The organism is Isoptericola chiayiensis (assembly GCF_013149805.1).
Classification (GTDB): domain Bacteria; phylum Actinomycetota; class Actinomycetes; order Actinomycetales; family Cellulomonadaceae; genus Isoptericola; species Isoptericola chiayiensis.
In genome coordinates this window covers 69,891-90,272 of the sequence record NZ_JABEZT010000008.1, presented here as the reverse complement: position 1 = coordinate 90,272, position 20,382 = coordinate 69,891, and the positions used below count along the sequence as shown (strand labels likewise).

Below are 20,382 nucleotides of genomic sequence, written 5' to 3'. Positions count from 1 at the left end.
CCCTACCGGACCCGTCCCCCGCCCCGGTGCGACGCCGTCGGACGTCTCACGCCGCCCGCAGCTCCTTGCGCAGGATCTTGCCCGCCGCGGACTTCGGGATGGCGTGCGTGAACTGCACAGCACGGACCTTCTTGTACGGGGCGACCTTGGCGGCCACGTACTCCATGACGTCGTCCGCGCTGAGCTCGGCGCCGTCGGCGGCGACGACGAACGCCTTGGGGATCTCCTCGCCCTCGTCGTCGACCACCCCGATGACGGCGGCGTCGGCGATCTGCGGGTGGGCGATCAGCAGCGCCTCGAGCTCGGCGGGCGGCACCTGGTAGCCCTTGTACTTGATGAGCTCCTTGAGCCGGTCGACGACGTAGAACGCGCCGTCGGCGTCGACGGTGACGATGTCCCCGGTGTGCAGGAATCCGTCGGCCGTGATGGTGTCCCGGGTCTCCGCCTCGTTGCCGAGGTAGCCGGCCATGATGTTCGGCCCGGCGCACATCAGCTCACCGGGCGCGCTCATCCCCTCGCCGGGCTGCTCGATCTCCTCCCCCGTGGCCGGATCGACGATCTTGGCCTGCATGTTCGGGATGAGGAGCCCGATGGATCCGGGCGAGATGTCGTCGCGGCCCACGGGGATGGTGTGCGAGACGGGCGACATCTCGCTCATCCCGTAGCCCTGCGTGACGCTGGCGTGCGGGAGCCGCTGGGAGACCGCCGCAGCGAGCTGCTCGTCGAAGGGCGCGGCGCCCGACATCATCAGCCGCACGCTGGACAGGTCCGCCTCGAGGGCGAGCGGGTGTTTCGCGACCGCGAGCGCGATGGGCGGGGCGACGAACAGCACGGTGGCGCGATGCTCGGCGATGATGCGCAGGTACTCGGGCAGGTCGAAGCGCGGCATCGTGACGACGGACGACTTCTGATAGATCGCCCCGTTCATCAGCACCGTCATGCCGTAGATGTGGAAGAACGGCAGCACGGCCGGGATGACGTCGTCGCGCGTCAGGGGGATGTACGGCTCGGCCTGCAGCACGTTCGCGACGAGGTTGCGGTGCGTGAGCATCACACCCTTGGGCAACCCGGTGGTCCCCGAGGAGTAGGGCAGCACCGCCAGGTGGGTGGCAGGGTCGAAGGAGACCTCCGGTGCGGGTGCGCCGGACGTGAGGAGGTCGCGCAGGTTCGCGTAACCGTCGGCGCCGTCCATGACGACGACGGCCTCCGGCGGCAGGCCCGCCGCCTCGGCGCCCTCCGCGGCCTGCGCGAGCAGCGGCGAGACGGTGATCAGCCCCTTGGCCCCGGACGCGGCGAGCTGCTTGCCCACCTCGGTCCCCGAGGCGAGGGCGTTGATCGTGGTGACGGTGATGCCGGCGCGCAGCAGGCCGTGGAAGACGCTGACGAAGGCGGGAACGTTCGGGCTGTGCAGGGCGACGACGTCGCCCACCTCATAGCCGCGGGCGCTGATGGCGCCGGCGATGGCGTCGACCTGCCCGCGCAGCTCGCCGTAGGTGGTGGTGGCCCCGCTCGGGCCGTCGACGACGGCGACCTCGTCCAGGTCGTCCTCGGACAGCGGCGCGAACAGGAAGTCATACAGGCTGACGTCGGGGATGTCGACGTCAGCGTGGGGGCTGCGGATGACCAACGGTGGCTCCTTTCTCCGACGCGGTCCTCGTCGACCGCTTCTGCGTCCACCCTAGCCGACAGAACCGACCGGACGGTATGCCCGACGTCGGGGCACGCCTCCCGACGGGTCCGCCGTCCGTGCTTGACTCGGACCATGACGACGCTGCTCTCCGCCGACCTGCTCGCCACGATCCGCGGCCGCGCCGGCATCCACGACCGGGAGAACTCGTACTTCACCGACGATCTCGCCGACCTGCGCGCCGCCGGATATCTCGGCGCGCTCGTCCCGACGTCGATGGGCGGCGCGGGACTGACCCTGCGCGAGGTGTGCCACGACCAGGCGGCGCTCGCCGGTGCCGCACCCGCCACCGCGCTGGCCGTCAACATGCATCACGTGTGGACCGGCGTCGCGCGCTACCTGCACGAGCGCGGCGACGACACGCTCGACTGGCTGCTCGCGGAGGCAGCCGCCGGCGAGATCTTCGGGTTCGGCTACTCCGAGGCGGGCAACGACCTGGTGCTGCTCGGCTCGCGCACCGAGGCCCGGCCCGACGGCGAGGGCGGCTACACGTTCCACGGCCGCAAGATCTTCACGTCCAACTCCCCCGGCTGGACGCGCCTCGGCGTCATGGGACTGGACTCGACCACCGACCCCGACGACCCGCGCATCGTGCACGCGTTCGTCACCCGCGACGGCGGCGGCTACCAGATCCTCGACGACTGGGACACGATCGGCATGCGCGCCTCGCAGTCGTGCACCACGCTGCTCGACGGCGCGCACGCGCCCGCGTCGCGCGTCATGCGACGCATCGCGCCCGGACCCAGCCTCGACCCGTACGTCCTCGGCATCTTCACGAGCTTCGAGATCCTGCTGGCCTCCGTGTACGCGGGCATCGCCGACCGGGCCCTGGCGCTCGCCGTGGAGACCGTGGGCCGGCGCACCTCGATGAAGACCGGCAAGGCGTACTCCCAGGACCCGGACATCCGGTGGCGGATCGCCACGGCGGCGCTCGCGCAGGACGGGATCTGGCCCCAGATCGACCAGATCGCCGGTGGGATCGACGCCCGCGAGGACCGCGGCGCCGGCTGGTTCCGCGCGACGTCGGGCCTCAAGGTCCGCGCCACCGAGACGGCCCGCCAGGTGGTCGACGAGGCGATCCGCTGCTCGGGCGGGTCGACGTACTTCAACCGCTCCGAGCTGGGCCGGCTGTACCGGGACGTGCTGGCCGGGATCTTCCATCCGAGCGACGACGAGTCCGCGCACTCGCAGGTGGCGCAGTCGCTCCTCGGTCCCTTGGAGGACTGAGCCGGAGCGAGCTCGCGAGCGCAGGCACGGTCAGACCCTCGGCACAGCGGACCGAGCCGGAGCGAGCTCGCGAGCCCGATCCGCGAGGTCGTACCTTCGGCGCCCAGGTCGTACGCGGAGGGTACGACCGCAGAGCGGGAGGTACGACCTCGCGTCAGGGACGCAGGGAGGCATCCTCGGCCAGCCGCTGACGCTCGAGCCCGTCGAGCAGCAGGTCGAGGGTGAACTCGAACTCGGTCTGGCTATCGCACCAGCCGAGCGTCGGGTCGGCGGGGTCGTGCAGCTCGGCGGCGACCATGGCCGTGATGTGCGGCAGCGTGCGTGCCATGGCCTCGAGGGCATCGGCGGAGGCGTCCTCGTCGCCGGCCTCGGGGCTGAACAGCTCGGGCGTGAACCCGAGCACCATGCTGCCGAGGGCATGCATGGCGCGGTGGGCGAGGCGGTAGGTGCACCCGCCCCGGACCATGGCGCCGAGCACGCCGTCGTAGAGCTGGTAGATGCCGGGTCGGATCTGCGCCCGGCTGCCGAGCAGCCCGGGGAGCCAGGGGTGACCCAGGACGACGTCGCGGGCCACGAGACAGCGGCTCCGCACGTCGAACCGCCAGTCGTCGCCGTCGGGCCGGTCGGCCAGCCCGGCATGGATCTGGGCGGCGACGACGTCGACGAGGCCGTCGAGCAGCTCGTCCTTCTTGCCGGGCAGGTGATGGTAGAGCGACATGGCCTCGACACCGAGGCGTGCCGCCACTCCTCGCATGGTCACCGCCGCCAGGCCCTGCTCGTCCGCGAGCGCCACGCCGGCCTCGAGCACCCGACCGCGACTGAGCCCGTTCGACACCATCTGCCGCCCTCTCTTCCCTCCATCAACCTTACGCCGTATGGTTGCCTTACGCCGTAAGACGAGACATCCGCCCGGAGGAACCATGATGGACCAACGCATCGCACGCCCGGTCGCCCGCACCACCGGCCTGCTGTACCTGGCACTGGGGATCACCGGCATGGCCGGTTTCCTGCTCGTCCGCCCGCAGCTCTTCGACCCGACGGACGCCGCGGCCACCGCCGCCCAGCTCGTCGACCACGAGGTGCTGGCACGCGTCGGCATCACCCTGGAGCTCGCCGTCGTGGTGAGCCAGGCCCTGGCGGCCCTGTGGTTCGTGCGGCTCTTCCGCCCGGTGGACCCTTTCTCGGCGACCGCGGTCGGCGCCCTGGGCATGATGAACGCCGTCGCGATCCTCGGCAGCACGGCAGCGCTCGGCACCGCGCTCGACCGCGCCCTGGCCGGCGACACCGCCACCCCGCAGCTGATGTACGAGCTCTCGGACAGCTTCTGGGGCGCCGGCTCCGCCTTCTTCGGCCTGTGGCTGATCCCGATGGGTCTGCTCGCCCTGCGCGCGGGCATGCCCCGCGCGCTCGGGTGGTTCCTCCTGGTCGGCGGCGCCGGGTACCTGCTGCAGACCTTCGTCGTCGTCATGGCCCCCGACGCAGGCGTGCTCGCCGAGCTCCTCGTGCTGCCCGCCACCGTCGGCGAGCTGTGGATGATCGGGCTGCTCCTCTGGGTCGGCCTCCGCCCCGGCCGCGCGAGCGACGTCGTCGCGGCGGGGTCCGTTCGCGCCTGAGGCCTCGGAAGCAGGGAGACACGGGCGTGACGGGCCGCGCCCGTCTCGTAGGATCCCCCGCATGAGTCTGAGCAGGGGCACCGTCGCCCGCTACGCCGTCGGCTCGGTCGGCACGGGCGGGTTCGGCACCCTGCCCGGCCTGGTGCTGGTCTACTACCTCACCGACACCCTCGGCGTCGCGGCCCTGGCGGCCGGCGCGATCGTCACCCTGGCGAAGGTGTGGGACGTGGTCGTGGACCCGCTGATCGGCGCCGCCAGCGACCGCGAGCGCGCCCGCCGCGGGTCGCGCCGCCGCCTCATGGTGGCCGGTGGTGTGCTGCTCCCGGTGTTCTTCCTGCTGACGTTCGCCGTCCCGCCGTCGTTCGGGTCCGCGGCCGGGGCCGCCTGGGTCCTGGTCGCCTTCCTCTGCGCGGCGACGGCGTTCAGCCTGTTCCAGGTCCCCTACATCGCCCTGCCGGCCGAGCTGACGCCCGGCTACGACGAACGCACCCGGCTCCTGACGGCCCGCGTCGTGGTCCTGACCGTGTCGATCCTCGCCTTCGGCGGGGGCGCGCCCGCCCTGCGGGGCGCGGTCCCGGACGAGCTCGCCGGGTACCTGCTCATGGCCGCGGTCGCCGGGCTCGTCCTCGGCGCCTCGCTGCTGGTCGCCGCCGGCGTCGAGGCACGACGGCGCGGCGCGCGTCACGGTGCCCAGGCCGGGTCGGGCCGGGCACCGGACCTGGCACCGGACCGGGCACCGGACCGGGCACCGGCGGGCCCCACCCCGACCGCGCGCCAACACTATCGCGCCGGGATCGACGCGCTGCGCACCAGCCCGGCGTTCCGCGCGCTGCTGGGCACGTTCGTCCTGCAGGCCCTGGCCACCGGGACCATGCTGGCCGGCGCGCAGTACGTGGCCACCTGGGTGCTCGGCGACGAGGGCGCCGTCACCTTCCTGTTCGCCGCGCTGGTCGGCCCCGCGGTCGTCTTCGCCCCGCTGTGGGGCCGCCTGGCCCGCCGCATCGGCAAGGAGCGGTCGTTCGCGCTCGCCTCCGGTCTGTTCACCCTGGCGGCCGCGGCCCTGGTGGCGATGTACTGGGCACCCGGTGCGTGGGTCTACGTCGTCGTCGGAGTCGCCGGCGCCGCCTACGCGGGCCTGCAGTCCCTGCCCATGGCGATGCTGCCCGACGTCGTCAGCGACGACGCGGCGCGCCGCGGTCCGGGGCGGGCGGGCACGTTCTCCGGGATGTGGACCGCCGGCGAGACCACCGGTTTCGGGCTCGGCACCGCCGTGCTGGCCGGCGTGCTGGCCGCCACCGGGTACCTGGAGTCGCGCGCCGACGTCGTCGTCGTCCAGCCCGAGGCGGCGGTGCTCGGCATCACGCTCGCCTTCTCGGTGCTGCCCGCCGCCCTCGTCGCCGTCAGCCTGGCCACCCTGCGCCGCTACCCGCTGCGCCGGACCGACATCGACGCGGCACCGTCCGCCACCGAGCCCGAGGAGCACCCCGCATGAAGCTGACCACCCCGCCCGACGTCGTCCTGGACCGGCTCGACGCCCTGCGCGCCCAGGACGCCCCCACCCACGGCGGGCACGTGCTCAGCTACGTCTACGACTCCGGCGAACCGGAGCTCGACGAGCTCGCCGCCGCCGCGGTCCGCGCCATGCAGCCCGTCAACGGGCTGGACCCCACCACGTTCGGCTCCGTCGCCGCGCTGGAACGCGACCTGGTGGCCTTCACCCGCGACCTGCTGGGCGGGGACGGCACGGTGGTCGGCACCGTGACCTCCGGAGGCACCGAGAGCTGCCTGCTCGCCGTCAAGACGGCCCGCGACGCCTGGCTCGCCGCCCGCGGCCTCGCGCCGGGCAGCGCGCGACCCCGACTGGTCCTGCCGACCACCGCGCACGCTGCCTTCCAGAAGGCGGCGCACTACTTCGGCCTCGAGCTCGACCCGGTCCCCGTCGGCCAGGACGGCGCCGTCGCGGCCGACGACCTGGTCGCACGGCTCGGCGACGACGTCGCGCTCGCCGTCGTCTCCGCGCCGGCATACCCGCACGCCGCGCTCGACCCCGTCGCGGACGTCGCCTCGGCCGCCGCCGCGCACGGCGTGCCCGTGCACGTCGACGCCTGCATCGGCGGCATGGCCCTGCCGTTCTGGCCCGACCTGCCCGCCTGGGACCTGCGCGTCCCCGGCGTGACCAGCCTCAGCGTCGACCTGCACAAGTACGGGTACGCCCCCAAGGGCGTCTCGGTGCTGCTGCAGCGAGGTCGCGACCGGCAGCGCGGCCAGTACTTCGCCACCACCCGCTGGCCCGGGTACCCGGTCGTCAACCCGACCCTGCTCGGTTCCCGATCCGGCGGCCCGCTAGCCGCCGCCTGGGCCATCACGCAGGCGCTGGGCCGCGACGGGTTCGCCGAGCTCGCCGGACGGGCCCGCCGCGCCACCCTCGCGCTGCGGCAGGCCATCGAGGAGATCGACGGCCTGCGCGTCGTGGGCGACCCCGTCGGCCCTCTGCTGGCCGTGGCGACCGACGACGACGTCGCCCCGCACCGTCGGGTGGACCCGCACCGGTGGGCGGACGCGACGACCGCCCACGGCTGGGTGCTGCAGGCCCAGCCCGCCTTCGCCCAGGCCGACGGCACCACCCTGCCCCACACCACCCACCTGACCGTCACCCCCGTCACCGAGCAGGTGCTCGACGAGCTCGTGCCCGCCCTGCGGGCCGCCGCCGACACCGTGCGCGGCGAGCCCCGCCCCGAGGCCGCCGCGCTGCTCGACCCGGCGTCGCTCACCGGGCTCACGGGGCTCACGGAACCGTCGGGTGCACCCGACGGGGCGCCGATCGACAGCGACACCGCCGCAGGGCTGCTCGCGGCGATCGGCCTCGACGCCTCGCGGATCGGCGAGGACGGGCCGGGCGTCGGGGCGATGGCGCCGCTGCTCGCAGCCGTGGAGGCCCTGCCGGCACCCGTCGCCGAACGTCTGCTGGTCGAGCTCCTGGCACGGTTGGTCGAACCGCGCCCGTAGTCTGCTGCCATGCAGCAGCCAGACCCGACGCCCCGCCCCGCCCTGCACCCGGACACCGTCGCCGTCACCGCCGGACGCCCGCCGCGGGTCCAGGGCAGGCCGGTCAACCCGCCCGTCGTCCTCAGCTCCACCTACGTGTCCCAGGGGATACCCGGCGACGAGCTGCTGTACGCCCGGGCCGGCAACGAGACCTGGGTGCCCTTCGAGGAGACCCTGGCGGCGCTGGAGCACGGGACGCACGCGGTGGTGCTGGGCTCCGGCATGGCCGCGATCGCCGCGGCCCTCGGCGACGTGCCCCCCGGCGGGACCGTCGTCGTGCCCCGGCACGCGTACCAGGTCTCGCTCGGGTACCTGGACGACCTCGCCCGCCGGCACAACGTCGAGGTGCGGCGCGTGGACGTGGCCGACACCGACGCCGTCCTCGCCGCCCTGGACGGCGCCGACCTGCTGCTCGCCGAGTCCCCCACCAACCCGATGCTCGAGGTGGCCGACCTGCCGGCGATCCTCACCGCCGCCCGCGAGCGCGGCGTGACGTCCGTGGTGGACAACACCTTCGCCACCCCGCTCGGGCAGCGACCCCTCGAGCTGGGCGCCGACGTCGTCGTGCACTCGGTGACCAAGTACCTGGCCGGGCACTCCGACGTCGTGCTCGGTGCCGTGGTGACGTCCGACGACGCGATCGCGGACCGGATCCAGGCCTACCGGACCCTGCACGGCGCGATCGCCGGCCCCCTGGAGGTGTACCTGGCGCTGCGGGGCCTGCGCACGCTGCACCTGCGTGTCGAGCGGGCCGCGGCCAACGCGGCGGAGCTCGCGCGGCGCCTGGACGCCCACCCGGCCGTGGCCGAGGTGCGCCACCCCTCCCTACCGCACGACCCGGGCCACCGGCGGGCGACGGCGCAGATGGCGCACTTCGGGGCGATCGTCGGGGTGCGGCCCGTGGGTGGTCCGGCCGCAGCCGACGCCGTGGTGGCCGCCGTGCGGCTCTGGCTGCCGGCGACCTCCCTCGGCGGCGTCGAGTCCATGCTGGAGCGGCGACGCCGCTTCGCCACGGAGTCACCCACGGTGCCGGAGGACCTGCTGCGACTGTCCGTGGGCGTGGAGGACGTCGAGGACCTGTGGGCCGACCTGGCCGCCGCCCTGGACGCAGCATAGGCTCGAGGCAGCGGCGACGACCGCCGTCCCCGAGACCCGGAGGTCCCATGCGCACCCAGCCCCGCCGTCGGACCGCGACCGCCGCGGCCGCCCTGGCCACCGTGCTCCTCGTCGGGGCGTGCGGGGACGCCGACCTGCCCGGCTACGGCGGCGGCACCGGTGACGACGACGCGACGGCGGGCGAGACCGCGACCTCCGAGCCCACAGAGCCGACGGAGCCCACCGACGAGGGCTCGGGCGACGGAGCCGCCACGAGCGAGTCGGCCTCCCCGAGTCCCGGCGACGAACCGGAGGAGCCGTTCGAGGGCGGCACCGGGCAGGCCACCGCGGAACCCGGCGGGAGCGCGATGCTCACCGTCACCGACGTGCGGGTGGGGGCCCACGACGGCTACGACCGGGTCGTCTTCGACCTGGACGGCGAGGGAACCCCGGGGTGGCGCGTCGAGTACGTCGACGAGGCGCTCGACGACGGCAGCGGGAACCCGGTCGAGGTCGACGGCGACGCCGTCCTGCAGGTCGCGATCACGGGGACGGCGATGCCGATGGACTCGGGGGTCACCGAGTACTCCGGCGACCCGGTCGACGGTCCGGGCACGTCGGTGGACCAGGTGGTCTACCGCTTCGTGTTCGAGGGGATCACGACGGCGTTCGTGGGTGTCGACGGCGAGCCGCGACCGTTCCGCGTGTTCGCGCTCGAGGACCCGGCCCGCGTCGTGGTCGACGTCGGGCACTGAGGCCCCGCCGGGGTCAGGACGTGCTCTCCGCCTTCTGCGGGCGGGCGAGCAGCGCACGGGCCATGTCCTCCACGGACAGGCTGCCGTGCAGGACGGCGACCACCCCGGCCGTGATCGGCATGTCGACGCCGTGCTTCTCGGCCAGCTCCAGCACCGACCGGGACGACTTGACGCCCTCGGCCGTGGTGCCGGTCGCCTCGAGCGCCTCGTCCAGGGTCATGCCCTGCCCGACGTGCTTGCCCAGCGTGTGGTTGCGGGACAGCGGGGAGGCGCACGTCGCGACCAGGTCGCCCATCCCTGCGAGCCCCGAGAACGTCTCGGCGTCCGCCCCGAGGGCGCGGCCCAGCCGGGTGATCTCCACCAGCCCGCGGGTGATCACCGTCGCGGTGGTGTTCCACCCGAAGCCGCGCCCGTGGGCCATGCCCACCGCGAGCGCGATGATGTTCTTCACCGCACCGCACAGCTCGACACCGACGACGTCGCTGTTGGTGTAGGGGCGGAAGTAGGTGTTCGAGCAGGCGTCGGCGACCAGCCGGGCGTTCGCCTCGTCGGAGCACGCCACGACGGTCGCGGTGGGCTGACGCTCGGCGATCTCCTTGGCGAGGTTGGGCCCGGACACGACGGCGACCCGGCCCTCCGAGATCTGCAGGGCCTCGGCCACGACCTGGCTCATCCGCTTGTCGGTGCTCAGCTCGACGCCCTTCATGAGCGAGACGACGACGGCGTCCGGCTCCAGGTGCGGGCGCAGCGCCTCGAGGGTCCCGCGAGCCACCTGGGACGGGATGGCGACGACGACGACGCGCGCGCCGGCGAGGGCGTCCGCCGCGTCCGTGGTCGCCGCCATCTCGGGCAGCACGACGTCGGGCAGGTACTTGCTGTTGCGGCGCTTCTCGGCGACGTCGCGCACGACGGACTCGTCGCGACCCCACAGCGTCACGTCGCAGCCGGCGTCGGCCATCACCGCGGCGAAGGTCGTCCCCCAGGAGCCGGACCCGAGGACGGCCGCGCGCAGCCCGCTCACGGTCGCTCCACCGGGGGGTACTCCCGCTGTCTCGCCTCGTACTCCGGGTGCTTGCGCAGGTCGAAGCGGTGCGCGGGCGGCTCTTCGCCGCGCAGCGCCGCCACCTCTCGCGTCAGGGCGTCCATCACGCGGTCCATCGCCTCCCGCAGCGTGGTCGAGTCGATCGGTCGGTCGTACAGGTCGGACAGGTCGACCGGCGCGCCCGCGTGCACCCGGATCCGCTTGCGCGGCCAGGGCCGGGGCAGCTTGCCGTAGCGGGGCAGCAGCTCGGTGACGCCCCACTGGGCGACGGGCACCACCGGCAGGCGGCTGGCGAGGGCCACGCGCGCCAGACCGGTCTTGGGCTCCATCGGCCACAGGTCGGGGTCCCGCGTCAGGGTGCCCTCGGGGAAGATCGCCACGCAGGCCCCGTCGCCGAGCTCGCGCCCGGCCCGCTCCAGGGAGGCCGCGGCCGCGGCTCCGCCCCGGTCGACGGGGATCATCTTCGTGCCGCGCAGGACCGTGCCCACGACGGGCGCGTCGAAGAGGCTGCGCTTGGCCAGGACGCGGGGCTCGTACCCCTGGTCGAACAGGTAGTGCACGAACGTCAGGGCGTCCATCTCCGTGGCGTGGTTGGCCGCGGCGATGAAGCCGCCCTGGGCGGGCAGGTTCTCGGCGCCGCTCCACTCGTAGCGGCACATCGAGAACATCAGGGGGCGGACGATCTTCGCGATCAGGCGGTACAGCCGCGACTCCGGTCTGGCGATGGGCACGCCCCGGAGCCTACCTGCCCGACGGCGCGTGCCGGCATCGTGCGGGCTGCACCGAGCCGGCATCACGCCGGTATCGCGCCGGCATCACGCCGCGTGCGCGTACACGACCGTGTTGTCCTCGTAGTGCCCGACGCTCGGGTCCCAGTCGCCACCGCACGTGATGACCCGCAGCTCGGGTCCGTCGGTGTTGGCGTAGACCTGCCGGGTGGGGAACTCGTCCTTGGCGTACTGCTCGACGCGGTCGACGACGAACGTCACGGTCGTGCCGTCGCGCCGGTCGACGTGCACCTCCTGCCCAGGTTCCAGCTCGGACAGCCGGTAGAACACCGAGGCGCCGTTCGGGCTGTCGACGTGACCCTCGACGACGGCCGGACCGTCCTGCCCGGGCCGGGGCGAACCGTCGAACCAGGCGGCCCGGTCGATGTCCTTCCCGGCAGGCACCTCGATCGTGCCGTCGTCGTTCAGCCCCAGGTGGAGCAGCCGCGAGTCGACGTCGATGGCGGGGATGCGGACCCGCTGGGGCGGGGCCACGGCCTCGGCCTCGGTGGCGGCCTCCGGCTCGGGTTCCGCCGTCGGGCTCGGCGTCGCTGTCGGGCTCGGCTCCGCAGGCTCGGGCGGCGCGCCCGGGTCCGCGGTCGGTGCCGGAACTCCTTGGGGCGCCACCGTCGACTCCGCCACCGGTGCGGGCGCGGGCGCGGGACCGTCGGAACCGAGCCCGACGGCGACCGCCGCCCCGCCGCCGAGCAGCAGCCCGGCGGCGAGGACGACGGCCGGTCGTCGGACGGACATCAGGACTCCTGGTCGGCGCGGCGACGACGGGCGACCAGGCCTGCGGCAAGCCCGCCACCGGCGAGCAGCGCGACACCGCCACCGGCGATCAGCCCGGCGTTCTCCGTCCCGGCGGTGCTGCCGGTACCGGTCTGGACGCCGCCCGCGGGCATCTCGTCCATCTGCCCGGCGCTCAGGATGCCGCACAGCGCCGGGTCCGTGGCCTCGGCAGGCAGCGACGGGTCCAAGTCGGACTCGGTGTCGCCGTCGTAGGCGCCGCTGCCGTCGTAGTCGACGCCGTGCACGACGAGCGCGACGTCACCGGCGAGCACGTCGTCCGCGATGTCCTGGGAGACCTCGATCTCGCCGCGCTGGTAGTCGATGGTGCCGCCCTCGGCGGTGTCGAAGCGGTCCACGGCCAGGGCCGAGTCGCCCGACGTGTCCCCCTCGGTGGTCAGCGACACCTGCACCGAACCGTAGGACGGCACGCCCTCGGTCGTGGTGATGGTGCCGGAGCCGTCGGCGTCGTCGGCCTCGGTCGGGCACTGGTTCGCGGCGTCCTCGCCGTAGTGCAGGTGTGCGGCGTGCGGGCTGCCGGCCAGGAGGCCGGACGCGGCGAACTCGACGGTGAGGGTGGTCCCGTCCACCCAGACCATCGCGTCACCGCTGCCGTCGACGCCGTTCAGCGGGACCGGGGTCAGGTCGCCCGAGGCGGTGCCCTCGGCGGCGGACGCGGACCCCGTGACGGCGAGCAGGCCGGCGAGGGACAGCGCGGGTGCGACGAGCGCGGCGCGGGTACGTGCCTTCATGATCGTTCCCTTCCTCGACGGGTCGCGACGTTCGCGACCCATCGAGGGTTCGGAGACGATCAGGGGGCGGATGGGTCCCGGATCGGATCAGTCCCGGGAGACGTCGGCGCCGAGGGCCTCGAGCTTCTCCCCGAAGGCCTCGTAGCCACGGTCGATCAGGGAGATGCCGCGCACCGTGGAGGTGCCCTTGGCGGTCAGGGCCGCGATGAGGTGGGAGAACCCGCCCCGCAGGTCCGGCACCTCGATGTCCGCGGCCTCCAGCGTGGTGGGTCCGGACACGACGGCGCTGTGGTGGAAGTTGCGCTGCCCGAACCGGCAGTTCCCACCGCCCAGGCACTCCTTGTAGACCTGGATCGTCGCGCCCATCTTGCGCAGCGCCTCGGTGAAGCCGAAGCGGTTCTCGTACACCGTCTCGTGGACGATCGACAGCCCGGTCGCCTGCGTGAGCGCGACCACGAGGGGCTGCTGCCAGTCGGTCATGAACCCGGGGTGCACGTCCGTCTCGAGCACGATCGAGCGCAGGTCGCCGCCGGGGTGCCAGAACCGGATGCCGTCGTCCTGGACGTCGAACAGCCCCCCGACCTTGCGGTAGGTGTTCAGGAACGTCATCATCTCGGGCTGCGAGGCACCCTTGATGGTCACGTCACCCCCGGTCGCCAGCGCCGCCGACGCCCAGGAGGCCGCCTCGATGCGGTCCCCCAGCGCGGTGTGCGCGTAACCGTCGAGCCGGTCGACGCCCTCGATGCGGATGACGCGGTCGGTGTCCACCGAGATGATCGCGCCCATCTTCTGCAGCACGGCGATCAGGTCCATGATCTCCGGCTCGGTGGCCGCACCGGTGAGCTCCGTGATGCCCTCGGCCCGCACGGCCGTGAGCAGGAGCTGCTCGGTGGCCCCCACGGAGGGGTAGGGCAGGTCGACCTTGGTGCCCTGCAGGCGCCGCGGGGCGCGCAGGTGGATGCCGTTGGGGCGCTTGTCCACCACGGCACCGAACTGGCGCAGGATGTCCAGGTGGTAGTTGATCGGCCGGTCGCCGATCCGGCATCCGCCCAGGTCGGGGATGAACGCCTCGCCCAGGCGGTGCAGCAGCGGGCCGCAGAACAGGATCGGGATGCGGCTCGACCCGGCGTGGGCGTCGATGTCCGCCACGTGCGCGGACTCGACGTTCGAGGGGTCCAGGTCGAGGATGCCGGCCTCGGGGTCGTACTTGACGTTCACGCCGTGCAGCTCGAGCAGCCCGGACACGACACCGACGTCACGGATCTGCGGCACGTTGCGCAGCACGGACGCCGAGTCTCCGAGCAGGGACGCCACCATCGCCTTGGACACGAAGTTCTTCGCTCCACGCACCGTGATGGTGCCCTCCAGCGGCGTCCCGCCGTTGACGTACAGCAGATCAGTCATGACTCGTCGATTCGTCCTGTCCTCACGAGGACCGGCGGCGCGGTGGCGTCGCCGGCATAGCTGCCCGGGGGCCTCGCCGCACATCGATCGCGCGCAGCGGGAACGATCCTGCCCCTCGGACAGCGCTGGTGCCAACATCCGGCACTGCCGCGTTATTCACGTTCACCACACCTTCACGCGCTCGGCGCGGACTCGCGCGGGGGCACGCCGACGGGAGCCGGATCGTGATGCCCGCCGAGACCGGACGGCGTCGGCAGCCCGGACCCGGCAACGGGTGAAACCGATCGCAGCAAATACCCCCGGGGGTTTCTGGAGTAGGCTGTCAGCACGGGGAGATCCACGATGAAGGAGCCGATCATGACTGCTCGTGTCCTGGTTCTCGGCGGCAGCTTCGCAGGGATGACGGCCGCCCTGTCCATCAAGTCCGACCTGGGCGGCGAGGTCGCGGTCACGGTCGTGTCGGCCTCCGACCGCTTCGTGTTCAACCCGTCGCTGATCTGGCTGCCGTTCGGCCGGCGAGGTCGCACGGACATCACGTTCCCGCTGGAGCCGACGTTCACCAAGCGGGGTGTGACGTTCGTCCACGGCGCGGCGACGTTCGTCGACCCGGAGCACCACCGCGTGGAGACCACCGAGGGGACGCTCGACTACGACTACCTCGTGATCGCGACCGGGTACCGCAACGACCTCGACGTCGTCCCGGGCATGCGCGACACCCCGACGATCACCACGCTGCACGACGCCGAACGCACCTACGACGCCTGGCGCCGGTTCCTCGACGACCCGGGTGACGTCGTCATCGGTGCCACGCAGCGCGCGAGCTGCTTCGGCGCCGCGTACGAGTTCCTGTTCAACACCTCGTACCAGCTGCGTCGGGCCGGCTTGCACGGCAAGGTCAAGCTGACCTACGTCACCTCCGAGCCGTTCGCCGGCCACTTCGGCATCGACGGCATGCCCGGGGCGAAGCCGCTGATGAAGATGTTCGCCAAGAAGGAGGGCATCACCGTCGAGTCGAACCAGTAGATCGCGGAGATCAAGCCCGAGGTCGTCGTGCTGTCCGATGGGCGTGAGCTGCCGTACAAGTTCGCCATGATCGTCCCGCCCTTCCGAGGGCAGGACTTCCTCGTCAGGACCCCGGAACTGGTCGACGCCGGGAACTACGTGAAGGTCCGCCCGACCTACCAGTCCGAGAAGTGGGACGACGTGTACGCCGTCGGCATCGCCGCCGCCGTCCCGGTGCCCTGGACGACCCAGGTCGCGACCGGCATCCCCAAGACCGGTTTCCCGAGCGAGCAGCAGGCGCACATCGCCGCCGAGAACATCGTCGCCCAGGTGCGCGGCGAGGAGCCGACGGCCGCCAAGGAGTTCGCCAAGATCCCCGCCCTGTGCGTCATGGACGCCGGGAACAACGGCGTGGCCATGGTCGCCGACCACATGCTGCCTCCGCGCAAGGCTGCGGTCATGGTGCCAGGACCGCAGAACCACGCGTTCAAGATCGGCTTCGAGAAGTACTCCCTGGCCAAGATGAGGGCCGGCAGGGTCAAGCTGCCATGACAGCCGGGCCGGAGGTCCCGGGAGGACGGGACCTCCGACCCGTGACGGCAGCGAGCGCGTCGGGCAGGATCGGAGCACCGACGGACGACCCACCGCCCGTCGGCCGCACGGGCAGGAGGATCGCCATGACCCACACCTGGAAGATCGCCCTCCAGTTCTTCGACGCCGACGACCTGGTGCGCGAGGGCCGGCGCACCTCGGCCCACGCGGTGCTCACCACGGCCGAGGGGGCGACGCTGGAAGGGCACGGCCACGCACGCCGCAACCCCCAGGACCCGTCCGTGCCCGAGATCGGTCTGGAGCTCGCCGCATCGCGTGCGCTGCGCGACCTGGCCGATCGGCTGCTGGCAGCGACGTCGGAAGACATCGCCGCGATCGAGCACCATCCGGTGCACCTGCACGCCTGACGCACCGGTGGCCGGGGCGACTCGACGCCTCGGGCTCAGCCGATCTCGACGACGATCTTGCCCGAGTTGTCGCCGGTCGCGAGCCGGCGGAACGCCGCCGGGACGTCGTCGAGCGGGACGATGCGGTCGATCGCCGGCCGGACGGCGCCGCCGGTCACCAGGCTGGTGACCTCGGCGAGGTCGGCTGCCGACTGCGGGACCACCAGCATGCCGATGCTCCGACCGGTGGCCCGCCCCACCAGCGGGCCGACCATGACCATGGCGAGCAGCAGATCGGTGCGCCCGCCCACCATCCGGTAGCGGCCGCCACGGCGCAGCGCTCGACCCACGCGCCACGGCGACCGCCGTCCGATCAGGTCCACGACCAGGTCGTAGCGGTCGTGATGGTCCGCCCAGTCCTCGTCCTCGTGGGCCACGACCTGGTCGGCGCCGAGGCGACGCAGGTGGTCGGCCTTGTCACGCCGGTCGACGGCGGTCACCTCGGCGCCGTGGTGGCGCGCCAGGCCCACGAGCAACGCGCCGCCGGCGCCGCCCGCGCCGTTGACCAGGACCCGTGCACCGGGCTCACCGCTCAGTCCGCGGGTGGCACGCAGCGCGATGCAGCCGGACTGCGGGATCGCGGCGGCCTCGACGAACGTGAGCCCGGCGGGCTTGCGGACCAGGGTGGTCGGCCGCACCGCGACGCGCTCCGCCAACCCGCCCCGGTAGCCCGGCAGCTCGCCGAAGACCTCGTCCCCGGGGGCGAACGCGGTCACCTCCGGCCCGGCGGCGACCACGACCCCGGCCACGTCCGACCCGGGCACCGGGTTCCGGGGACGGCGGAGCCCGGCGATGCGGGCGTACGCCGGCCGACCGGCGAGGTTCTCCCGGTCCGAGCCGTTCAACGACACGGCCCGCACCTCGATCAGGACCTGGTCGTCCGCCGCGACAGGTTCGGGCACCTCGTCGACACGTACGACGTCGGGTGGCCCGTAGACGGGTTGGATCACCGCTCGCACCTGCACTCCTTCCGCCCTGACGACGGGATGTCGCCACGGTACCGGGGCGGCGGGCCGAAGGTCCCTCGACCGCGGGACCTCCGGCCCGGGACGCGGGCACGGGCCGGTAGGCATGATCGAACCAGGACGGGCACCGCACCGGTGCCCGCACGGACGCGGATCGCCGGTCATGGACGCTTCAGGAGCCACCGCGAGCGACGGACGCCGTCCCGCCGGCCGCGCCTCACCCGCCTCCCGACGGGCCGGATACGCCGTCGCCGTGGCCGTCAACGGCCTGCTGCTCGTCCTGATCCACGGCTGGCCGGGGTGGGAGACGCTACCGGTCCTGACCGAGCAGACCGTCGAGGTGCTGCCGGCCGTCGACGCCTCCGTCGTCGTGAGCATCGTCGCCAACCTCGTGTACCTCGTCGTCGACCCGCCCCGCCTGCGCGCCCTCGGCGACGTGGTGACGACCGCCGTGGGACTCGTCGCGGTCGTCACGATCTGGGTCGTCTTCCCGTTCGCCTTCACCGGGTCCTTCGACTGGGCACCGGTGGTCCGAGTCCTGCTGGTCATCGCCGTGGTGGGCAGCACGATCGCGATCGTCGTCGGCCTCGTGCGGCTGGCGACCGGAAGGAGCTCGTCATGACCGCCACGTCCGAGCGACAGCCCGCCGCCTACCCCCTGCGGATGGACGCCGACCCGCCCGTCGACGTCTCACGGGGCCTGTGGCTGGTCAAGTGGATCCTGGTCGTCCCGCACGTCGTCGTCCTGATCGGTCTGTGGATCGCCTTCGGGGTGCTCACCGTCGTGGCGTTCTTCGCGATCCTGTTCACCGAGCGCTACCCCCGGGCGATCTTCACCTTCAACGTCGGTGTGCTGCGCTGGAGCTGGCGCGTCGCCTACTACTCGTACGGGGCGCTGGGCACCGACCGCTACCCGCCGTTCACGCTCGCCGACGTCCCCGACTACCCCACCCGTCTGGACGTGGAGCCTCCGCAGCGCCTCTCCCGCGGCCTGGTGCTCGTCAAGTGGTGGCTGCTCGCGATCCCCCACTACGTCGTCGTGGCCTTCTTCCTCGGGGGGACCTCCACGACGGAGTACACGACGGACGAGGGGGTCGTGGTGACGGTCCAGGGCTGGCCGCCGGCCGTCGGCCTCGTCGGCGTGCTCGTCCTCTTCGCCGCCGTGGTGCTGCTCTTCCGCGGCGCGTACCCGCGCAGCCTGTACGACCTGGTCCTGGGCCTGCAGCGCTGGGCGCTCCGGGTCTCCGCCTACGCCGCCCTGATGACGGACGAGTACCCGCCGTTCCGCCTGGACACCGGCGGGCGACCGGCGCGACCGTGAGCGCGAGCCCTCAGGCGGCGCAGCTCCCGGGGGTGACGGCGTCGGCGAGGTCACCGGCCCGGGCGGCCACGGGCATCAGCTCGGTGGTCGTCACGCCGTAGGCGAGGTCGTCGTCGGTGTCCGACCGGGCGAAGATCACTCCCACGACCTCGCCGTCGGTCGAGAGCACCGGTCCCCCGGAGTTCCCGCCGTGCACCTCGGCGGCGAGCGCGTAGACGTCCCGCTCGACGGGTCCGGCACCGGAGACGTTCATGCGTGCCGGCCCGACGTCGAGCACCTGGCCGCCGACCGACGTGAACGGGCCGCCGTACGGGTAGCCCTGCACGACGGCGGCGTCCCCGGTCGCGAGGGTCGGTGCGATGGTGAGGGGGTCGGCGTCCAGCCCGTCGACCGCCACGACCGCGAGATCCGCGCCGTCGTCGTAGTAGACGACGCGCCCCTCCTGGGCCGGGCGGGCGGGCAGCTCGACGAGCGGGCGCTCGACGCCGGCCACGACGTGCGCGTTGGTCACGACCCGGTCGGATGCCACGACGAAGCCCGACCCGGTCACGCTCGTGCCGCACGCGTAGGCCGTCCCCCAGACCCGGGCGACCGACTGCGCAGACGCCTCCAGCGCCGGGTCGGCGAGGTCGACGTCGGGTGCGACGGTGGCCGGACCGGGCTCCAGGAGCGTCCCGATCTGCGGCAGCCCGTCGTCGATCACCGCCGCGCGGGCCTGCGCCATCGTGCGTCGCACGGGTGCGGGCGTGTGCTCCTCGATGACGCGCAGGACGGCGGACGAGGAGACGGCGGACGCCAGTCCCGGCGCGCCGGTGGCGACGATCGTGCTCCCGACGAACGAGATCGCGAGAGCCGCCACGAGCAGGCTCGTCGCTCCCCCGAGCAGACGGTCGAGCGGACGCAGCGGAGTCCGGTCGACCTGTCGACGCATGCCGTGCCCGAGCGAGGAGCCGATCGAGGCGCCCAGCAGCGGGAGCGCGACGGCGAGCACCACCGTGGCCGGGCCGCGCCACTGGGGCTCGCCGAGGGCGTCGACGACGAGGGGCACGAGGAAGAACGCCGCGATCCCCCCGACCACCAGCCCCACGAGACCGCCGACGGTCGCCAGGAGCCCGCGGCTGATGCCGGCAACCGTGGCCACGACCAGGACCACCACGAGCACGACGTCGAGGGGTGTCACCGGTGTCCTCCGTGTCGGTGGGGAGCGAGGAGGGCGAACGCTACGCGATCAGCCTGGGACCGCGCTGGGAAGGCGCGTGCGCGGTCAGCCTCGCCTACCCCTGCCGGGCAGTCTCAAGGTCAGCAGCCCGGCGTGGGGCGCGAGGCGGGAGGCCAGGTCGAGAACACCCTCCGTCCGGGCGCCGTCCGGGTCGAGGACCGAGAAGAGGTTGGCACCCAGGTAGAAGGTGACGGCGGCGTTCGCGACGTCGCGGGCGGGCAGCAGGTGACCGAGCGGGGACCCACCGACGACCCGTTGCCACTGCTCGGCGACGAAGTCCACCCAGACCTCTGCGCGGCTGCTGATCTCGCGGCGCAGCTGCGGTTTCGTGACGGCTGCCGCGACGAGCTCGCTGAACGCGGCGAGGTATCCCTGCTCGGCATCGGTGCGATAGATCGCAGCGGCGGCTGCGGCGAGCTCCTCGAGGTCGCCCGCGCGGGCGGCCGTCTCGCGGTGCCGCTCGAGCCTCGTGGCGCTGGCCCGGTCCAGGGCTGCCAGCAGCAGGTCGTCCACGCCCCCGTAGTGGTAGAAGACGAGCGCGGCGTTGACCTCGGCCTCCGCGGCGATCGTGCGCGCCGAGGTCCCCGCGTAGCCGCGCTCCCGGAGCACGACGTCGGCCGCGTCGAGGAGCCTGCGGCGGGTCTCGTCCGCGTTGCGCCCCCGCCTCGACGTCGCGTCTGCCATGCGTTGATCCTATGCTTG

Annotated in this window: 21 protein-coding genes; 11 read left to right on the top strand and 10 right to left on the bottom strand. The window is 73.2% G+C overall.

The window, feature by feature from the left end; genetic code table 11:
* Positions 1-46 precede the first annotated feature (46 nt).
* Positions 47-1,627, bottom strand: a complete 1,581-nt coding sequence (locus HDG68_RS13930; protein WP_172153104.1) for an AMP-binding protein — start codon at positions 1,625-1,627, stop codon at positions 47-49.
* Between the two features lie 135 nt (positions 1,628-1,762).
* On the opposite strand from HDG68_RS13930, the gene HDG68_RS13925 reads away from it, so the two are divergent.
* Entirely contained in the window at positions 1,763-2,914 is a 1,152-nt protein-coding gene (locus tag HDG68_RS13925; protein WP_172153102.1) for an acyl-CoA dehydrogenase family protein, read from the top strand.
* Between the two features lie 154 nt (positions 2,915-3,068).
* On the opposite strand, the gene HDG68_RS13920 is transcribed toward HDG68_RS13925, so the two are convergent.
* Complete coding sequence (locus HDG68_RS13920) at positions 3,069-3,752, bottom strand: TetR/AcrR family transcriptional regulator (protein WP_172153100.1); 684 nt, start codon at positions 3,750-3,752, stop codon at positions 3,069-3,071.
* Between the two features lie 85 nt (positions 3,753-3,837).
* On the opposite strand from HDG68_RS13920, the gene HDG68_RS13915 reads away from it, so the two are divergent.
* From HDG68_RS13915 to HDG68_RS13895, 5 genes are all read left to right on the top strand, one after another.
* Positions 3,838-4,527: a DUF4386 domain-containing protein gene (locus HDG68_RS13915; RefSeq protein WP_172153098.1), complete on the top strand. Its 690-nt coding sequence runs from the start codon at positions 3,838-3,840 to the stop codon at positions 4,525-4,527.
* Between the two features lie 61 nt (positions 4,528-4,588).
* Positions 4,589-6,019 carry an MFS transporter gene (locus HDG68_RS13910; protein WP_172153096.1) on the top strand — a complete coding sequence of 477 codons (1,431 nt, stop codon included), beginning with the start codon at positions 4,589-4,591 and terminating at the stop codon, positions 6,017-6,019.
* Positions 6,016-7,533: a pyridoxal phosphate-dependent decarboxylase family protein gene (locus tag HDG68_RS13905; protein ID WP_172153094.1), complete on the top strand. Its 1,518-nt coding sequence runs from the start codon at positions 6,016-6,018 to the stop codon at positions 7,531-7,533. Before HDG68_RS13910 ends, HDG68_RS13905 begins: the two co-directional genes overlap by 4 nt.
* Positions 7,534-7,542: 9 nt before the next feature.
* Positions 7,543-8,688 carry a trans-sulfuration enzyme family protein gene (locus HDG68_RS13900; RefSeq protein WP_172153092.1) on the top strand — a complete coding sequence of 382 codons (1,146 nt, stop codon included), beginning with the start codon at positions 7,543-7,545 and terminating at the stop codon, positions 8,686-8,688.
* Positions 8,689-8,735: 47 nt separating this feature from the next.
* Positions 8,736-9,422, top strand: a complete 687-nt coding sequence (locus HDG68_RS13895; RefSeq protein WP_172153090.1) for an AMIN-like domain-containing (lipo)protein — start codon at positions 8,736-8,738, stop codon at positions 9,420-9,422.
* Positions 9,423-9,435: 13 nt separating this feature from the next.
* On the opposite strand, the gene HDG68_RS13890 is transcribed toward HDG68_RS13895, so the two are convergent.
* The 5 genes from HDG68_RS13890 to murA form a co-directional block, all read right to left on the bottom strand.
* Positions 9,436-10,434 (bottom strand): NAD(P)H-dependent glycerol-3-phosphate dehydrogenase, encoded by a 999-nt coding sequence (locus HDG68_RS13890; protein WP_172153237.1) that lies wholly within the window; start codon positions 10,432-10,434, stop codon positions 9,436-9,438.
* 5 nt (positions 10,435-10,439) lie between these two features.
* Positions 10,440-11,195 carry a lysophospholipid acyltransferase family protein gene (locus HDG68_RS13885; RefSeq protein ID WP_343037588.1) on the bottom strand — a complete coding sequence of 252 codons (756 nt, stop codon included), beginning with the start codon at positions 11,193-11,195 and terminating at the stop codon, positions 10,440-10,442.
* 84 nt (positions 11,196-11,279) lie between these two features.
* On the bottom strand, positions 11,280-11,984 hold the full coding sequence (locus HDG68_RS13880) for a class F sortase (protein WP_172153086.1): 705 nt from the start codon (positions 11,982-11,984) through the stop codon (positions 11,280-11,282).
* Positions 11,984-12,772, bottom strand: coding sequence for a hypothetical protein (locus tag HDG68_RS13875; protein ID WP_172153084.1), 789 nt, complete (start codon positions 12,770-12,772; stop codon positions 11,984-11,986). Before HDG68_RS13875 ends, HDG68_RS13880 begins: the two co-directional genes overlap by 1 nt.
* An 87-nt stretch (positions 12,773-12,859) precedes the next feature.
* Positions 12,860-14,176, bottom strand: a complete 1,317-nt coding sequence (gene murA, locus HDG68_RS13870) for a UDP-N-acetylglucosamine 1-carboxyvinyltransferase (RefSeq protein WP_172153082.1) — start codon at positions 14,174-14,176, stop codon at positions 12,860-12,862.
* 357 nt (positions 14,177-14,533) lie between these two features.
* Here murA and HDG68_RS13865 point away from each other — a divergent pair, with 357 nt between their 5' ends.
* The 3 genes from HDG68_RS13865 (at position 14,534) to HDG68_RS13855 (ending at position 16,137) form a co-directional block, all read left to right on the top strand.
* Complete coding sequence (locus tag HDG68_RS13865) at positions 14,534-15,199, top strand: NAD(P)/FAD-dependent oxidoreductase (RefSeq protein WP_172153080.1); 666 nt, start codon at positions 14,534-14,536, stop codon at positions 15,197-15,199.
* A 66-nt stretch (positions 15,200-15,265) separates the two neighbouring features.
* Positions 15,266-15,730: an NAD(P)/FAD-dependent oxidoreductase gene (locus HDG68_RS13860; protein ID WP_172153078.1), complete on the top strand. Its 465-nt coding sequence runs from the start codon at positions 15,266-15,268 to the stop codon at positions 15,728-15,730.
* A 125-nt stretch (positions 15,731-15,855) separates the two neighbouring features.
* Positions 15,856-16,137 carry a DUF1876 domain-containing protein gene (locus HDG68_RS13855; RefSeq protein WP_172153076.1) on the top strand — a complete coding sequence of 94 codons (282 nt, stop codon included), beginning with the start codon at positions 15,856-15,858 and terminating at the stop codon, positions 16,135-16,137.
* A 35-nt stretch (positions 16,138-16,172) separates the two neighbouring features.
* Here HDG68_RS13855 and HDG68_RS13850 read toward each other — a convergent pair whose 3' ends face one another.
* The gene (locus HDG68_RS13850; protein WP_172153074.1) at positions 16,173-17,126 is read right to left on the bottom strand and encodes a zinc-binding dehydrogenase; all 954 of its coding nucleotides are present in this window, start codon (positions 17,124-17,126) and stop codon (positions 16,173-16,175) included.
* A 178-nt stretch (positions 17,127-17,304) separates the two neighbouring features.
* On the opposite strand from HDG68_RS13850, the gene HDG68_RS17180 reads away from it, so the two are divergent.
* A complete protein-coding gene (locus HDG68_RS17180; protein ID WP_246253982.1) occupies positions 17,305-17,763 on the top strand; it encodes a hypothetical protein in 459 nt (152 codons plus the stop codon).
* On the top strand, positions 17,760-18,461 hold the full coding sequence (locus HDG68_RS17175) for a DUF4389 domain-containing protein (RefSeq protein WP_246253981.1): 702 nt from the start codon (positions 17,760-17,762) through the stop codon (positions 18,459-18,461). The genes HDG68_RS17180 and HDG68_RS17175 overlap by 4 nt, the downstream gene beginning before the upstream one ends.
* A 10-nt stretch (positions 18,462-18,471) precedes the next feature.
* Here HDG68_RS17175 and HDG68_RS13840 read toward each other — a convergent pair whose 3' ends face one another.
* Positions 18,472-19,641: a MarP family serine protease gene (locus tag HDG68_RS13840; RefSeq protein WP_172153069.1), complete on the bottom strand. Its 1,170-nt coding sequence runs from the start codon at positions 19,639-19,641 to the stop codon at positions 18,472-18,474.
* Between the two features lie 84 nt (positions 19,642-19,725).
* A complete protein-coding gene (locus HDG68_RS13835) occupies positions 19,726-20,364 on the bottom strand; it encodes a TetR/AcrR family transcriptional regulator (RefSeq protein WP_172153067.1) in 639 nt (212 codons plus the stop codon).
* Between the last annotated feature and the right edge of the window lie 18 nt (positions 20,365-20,382).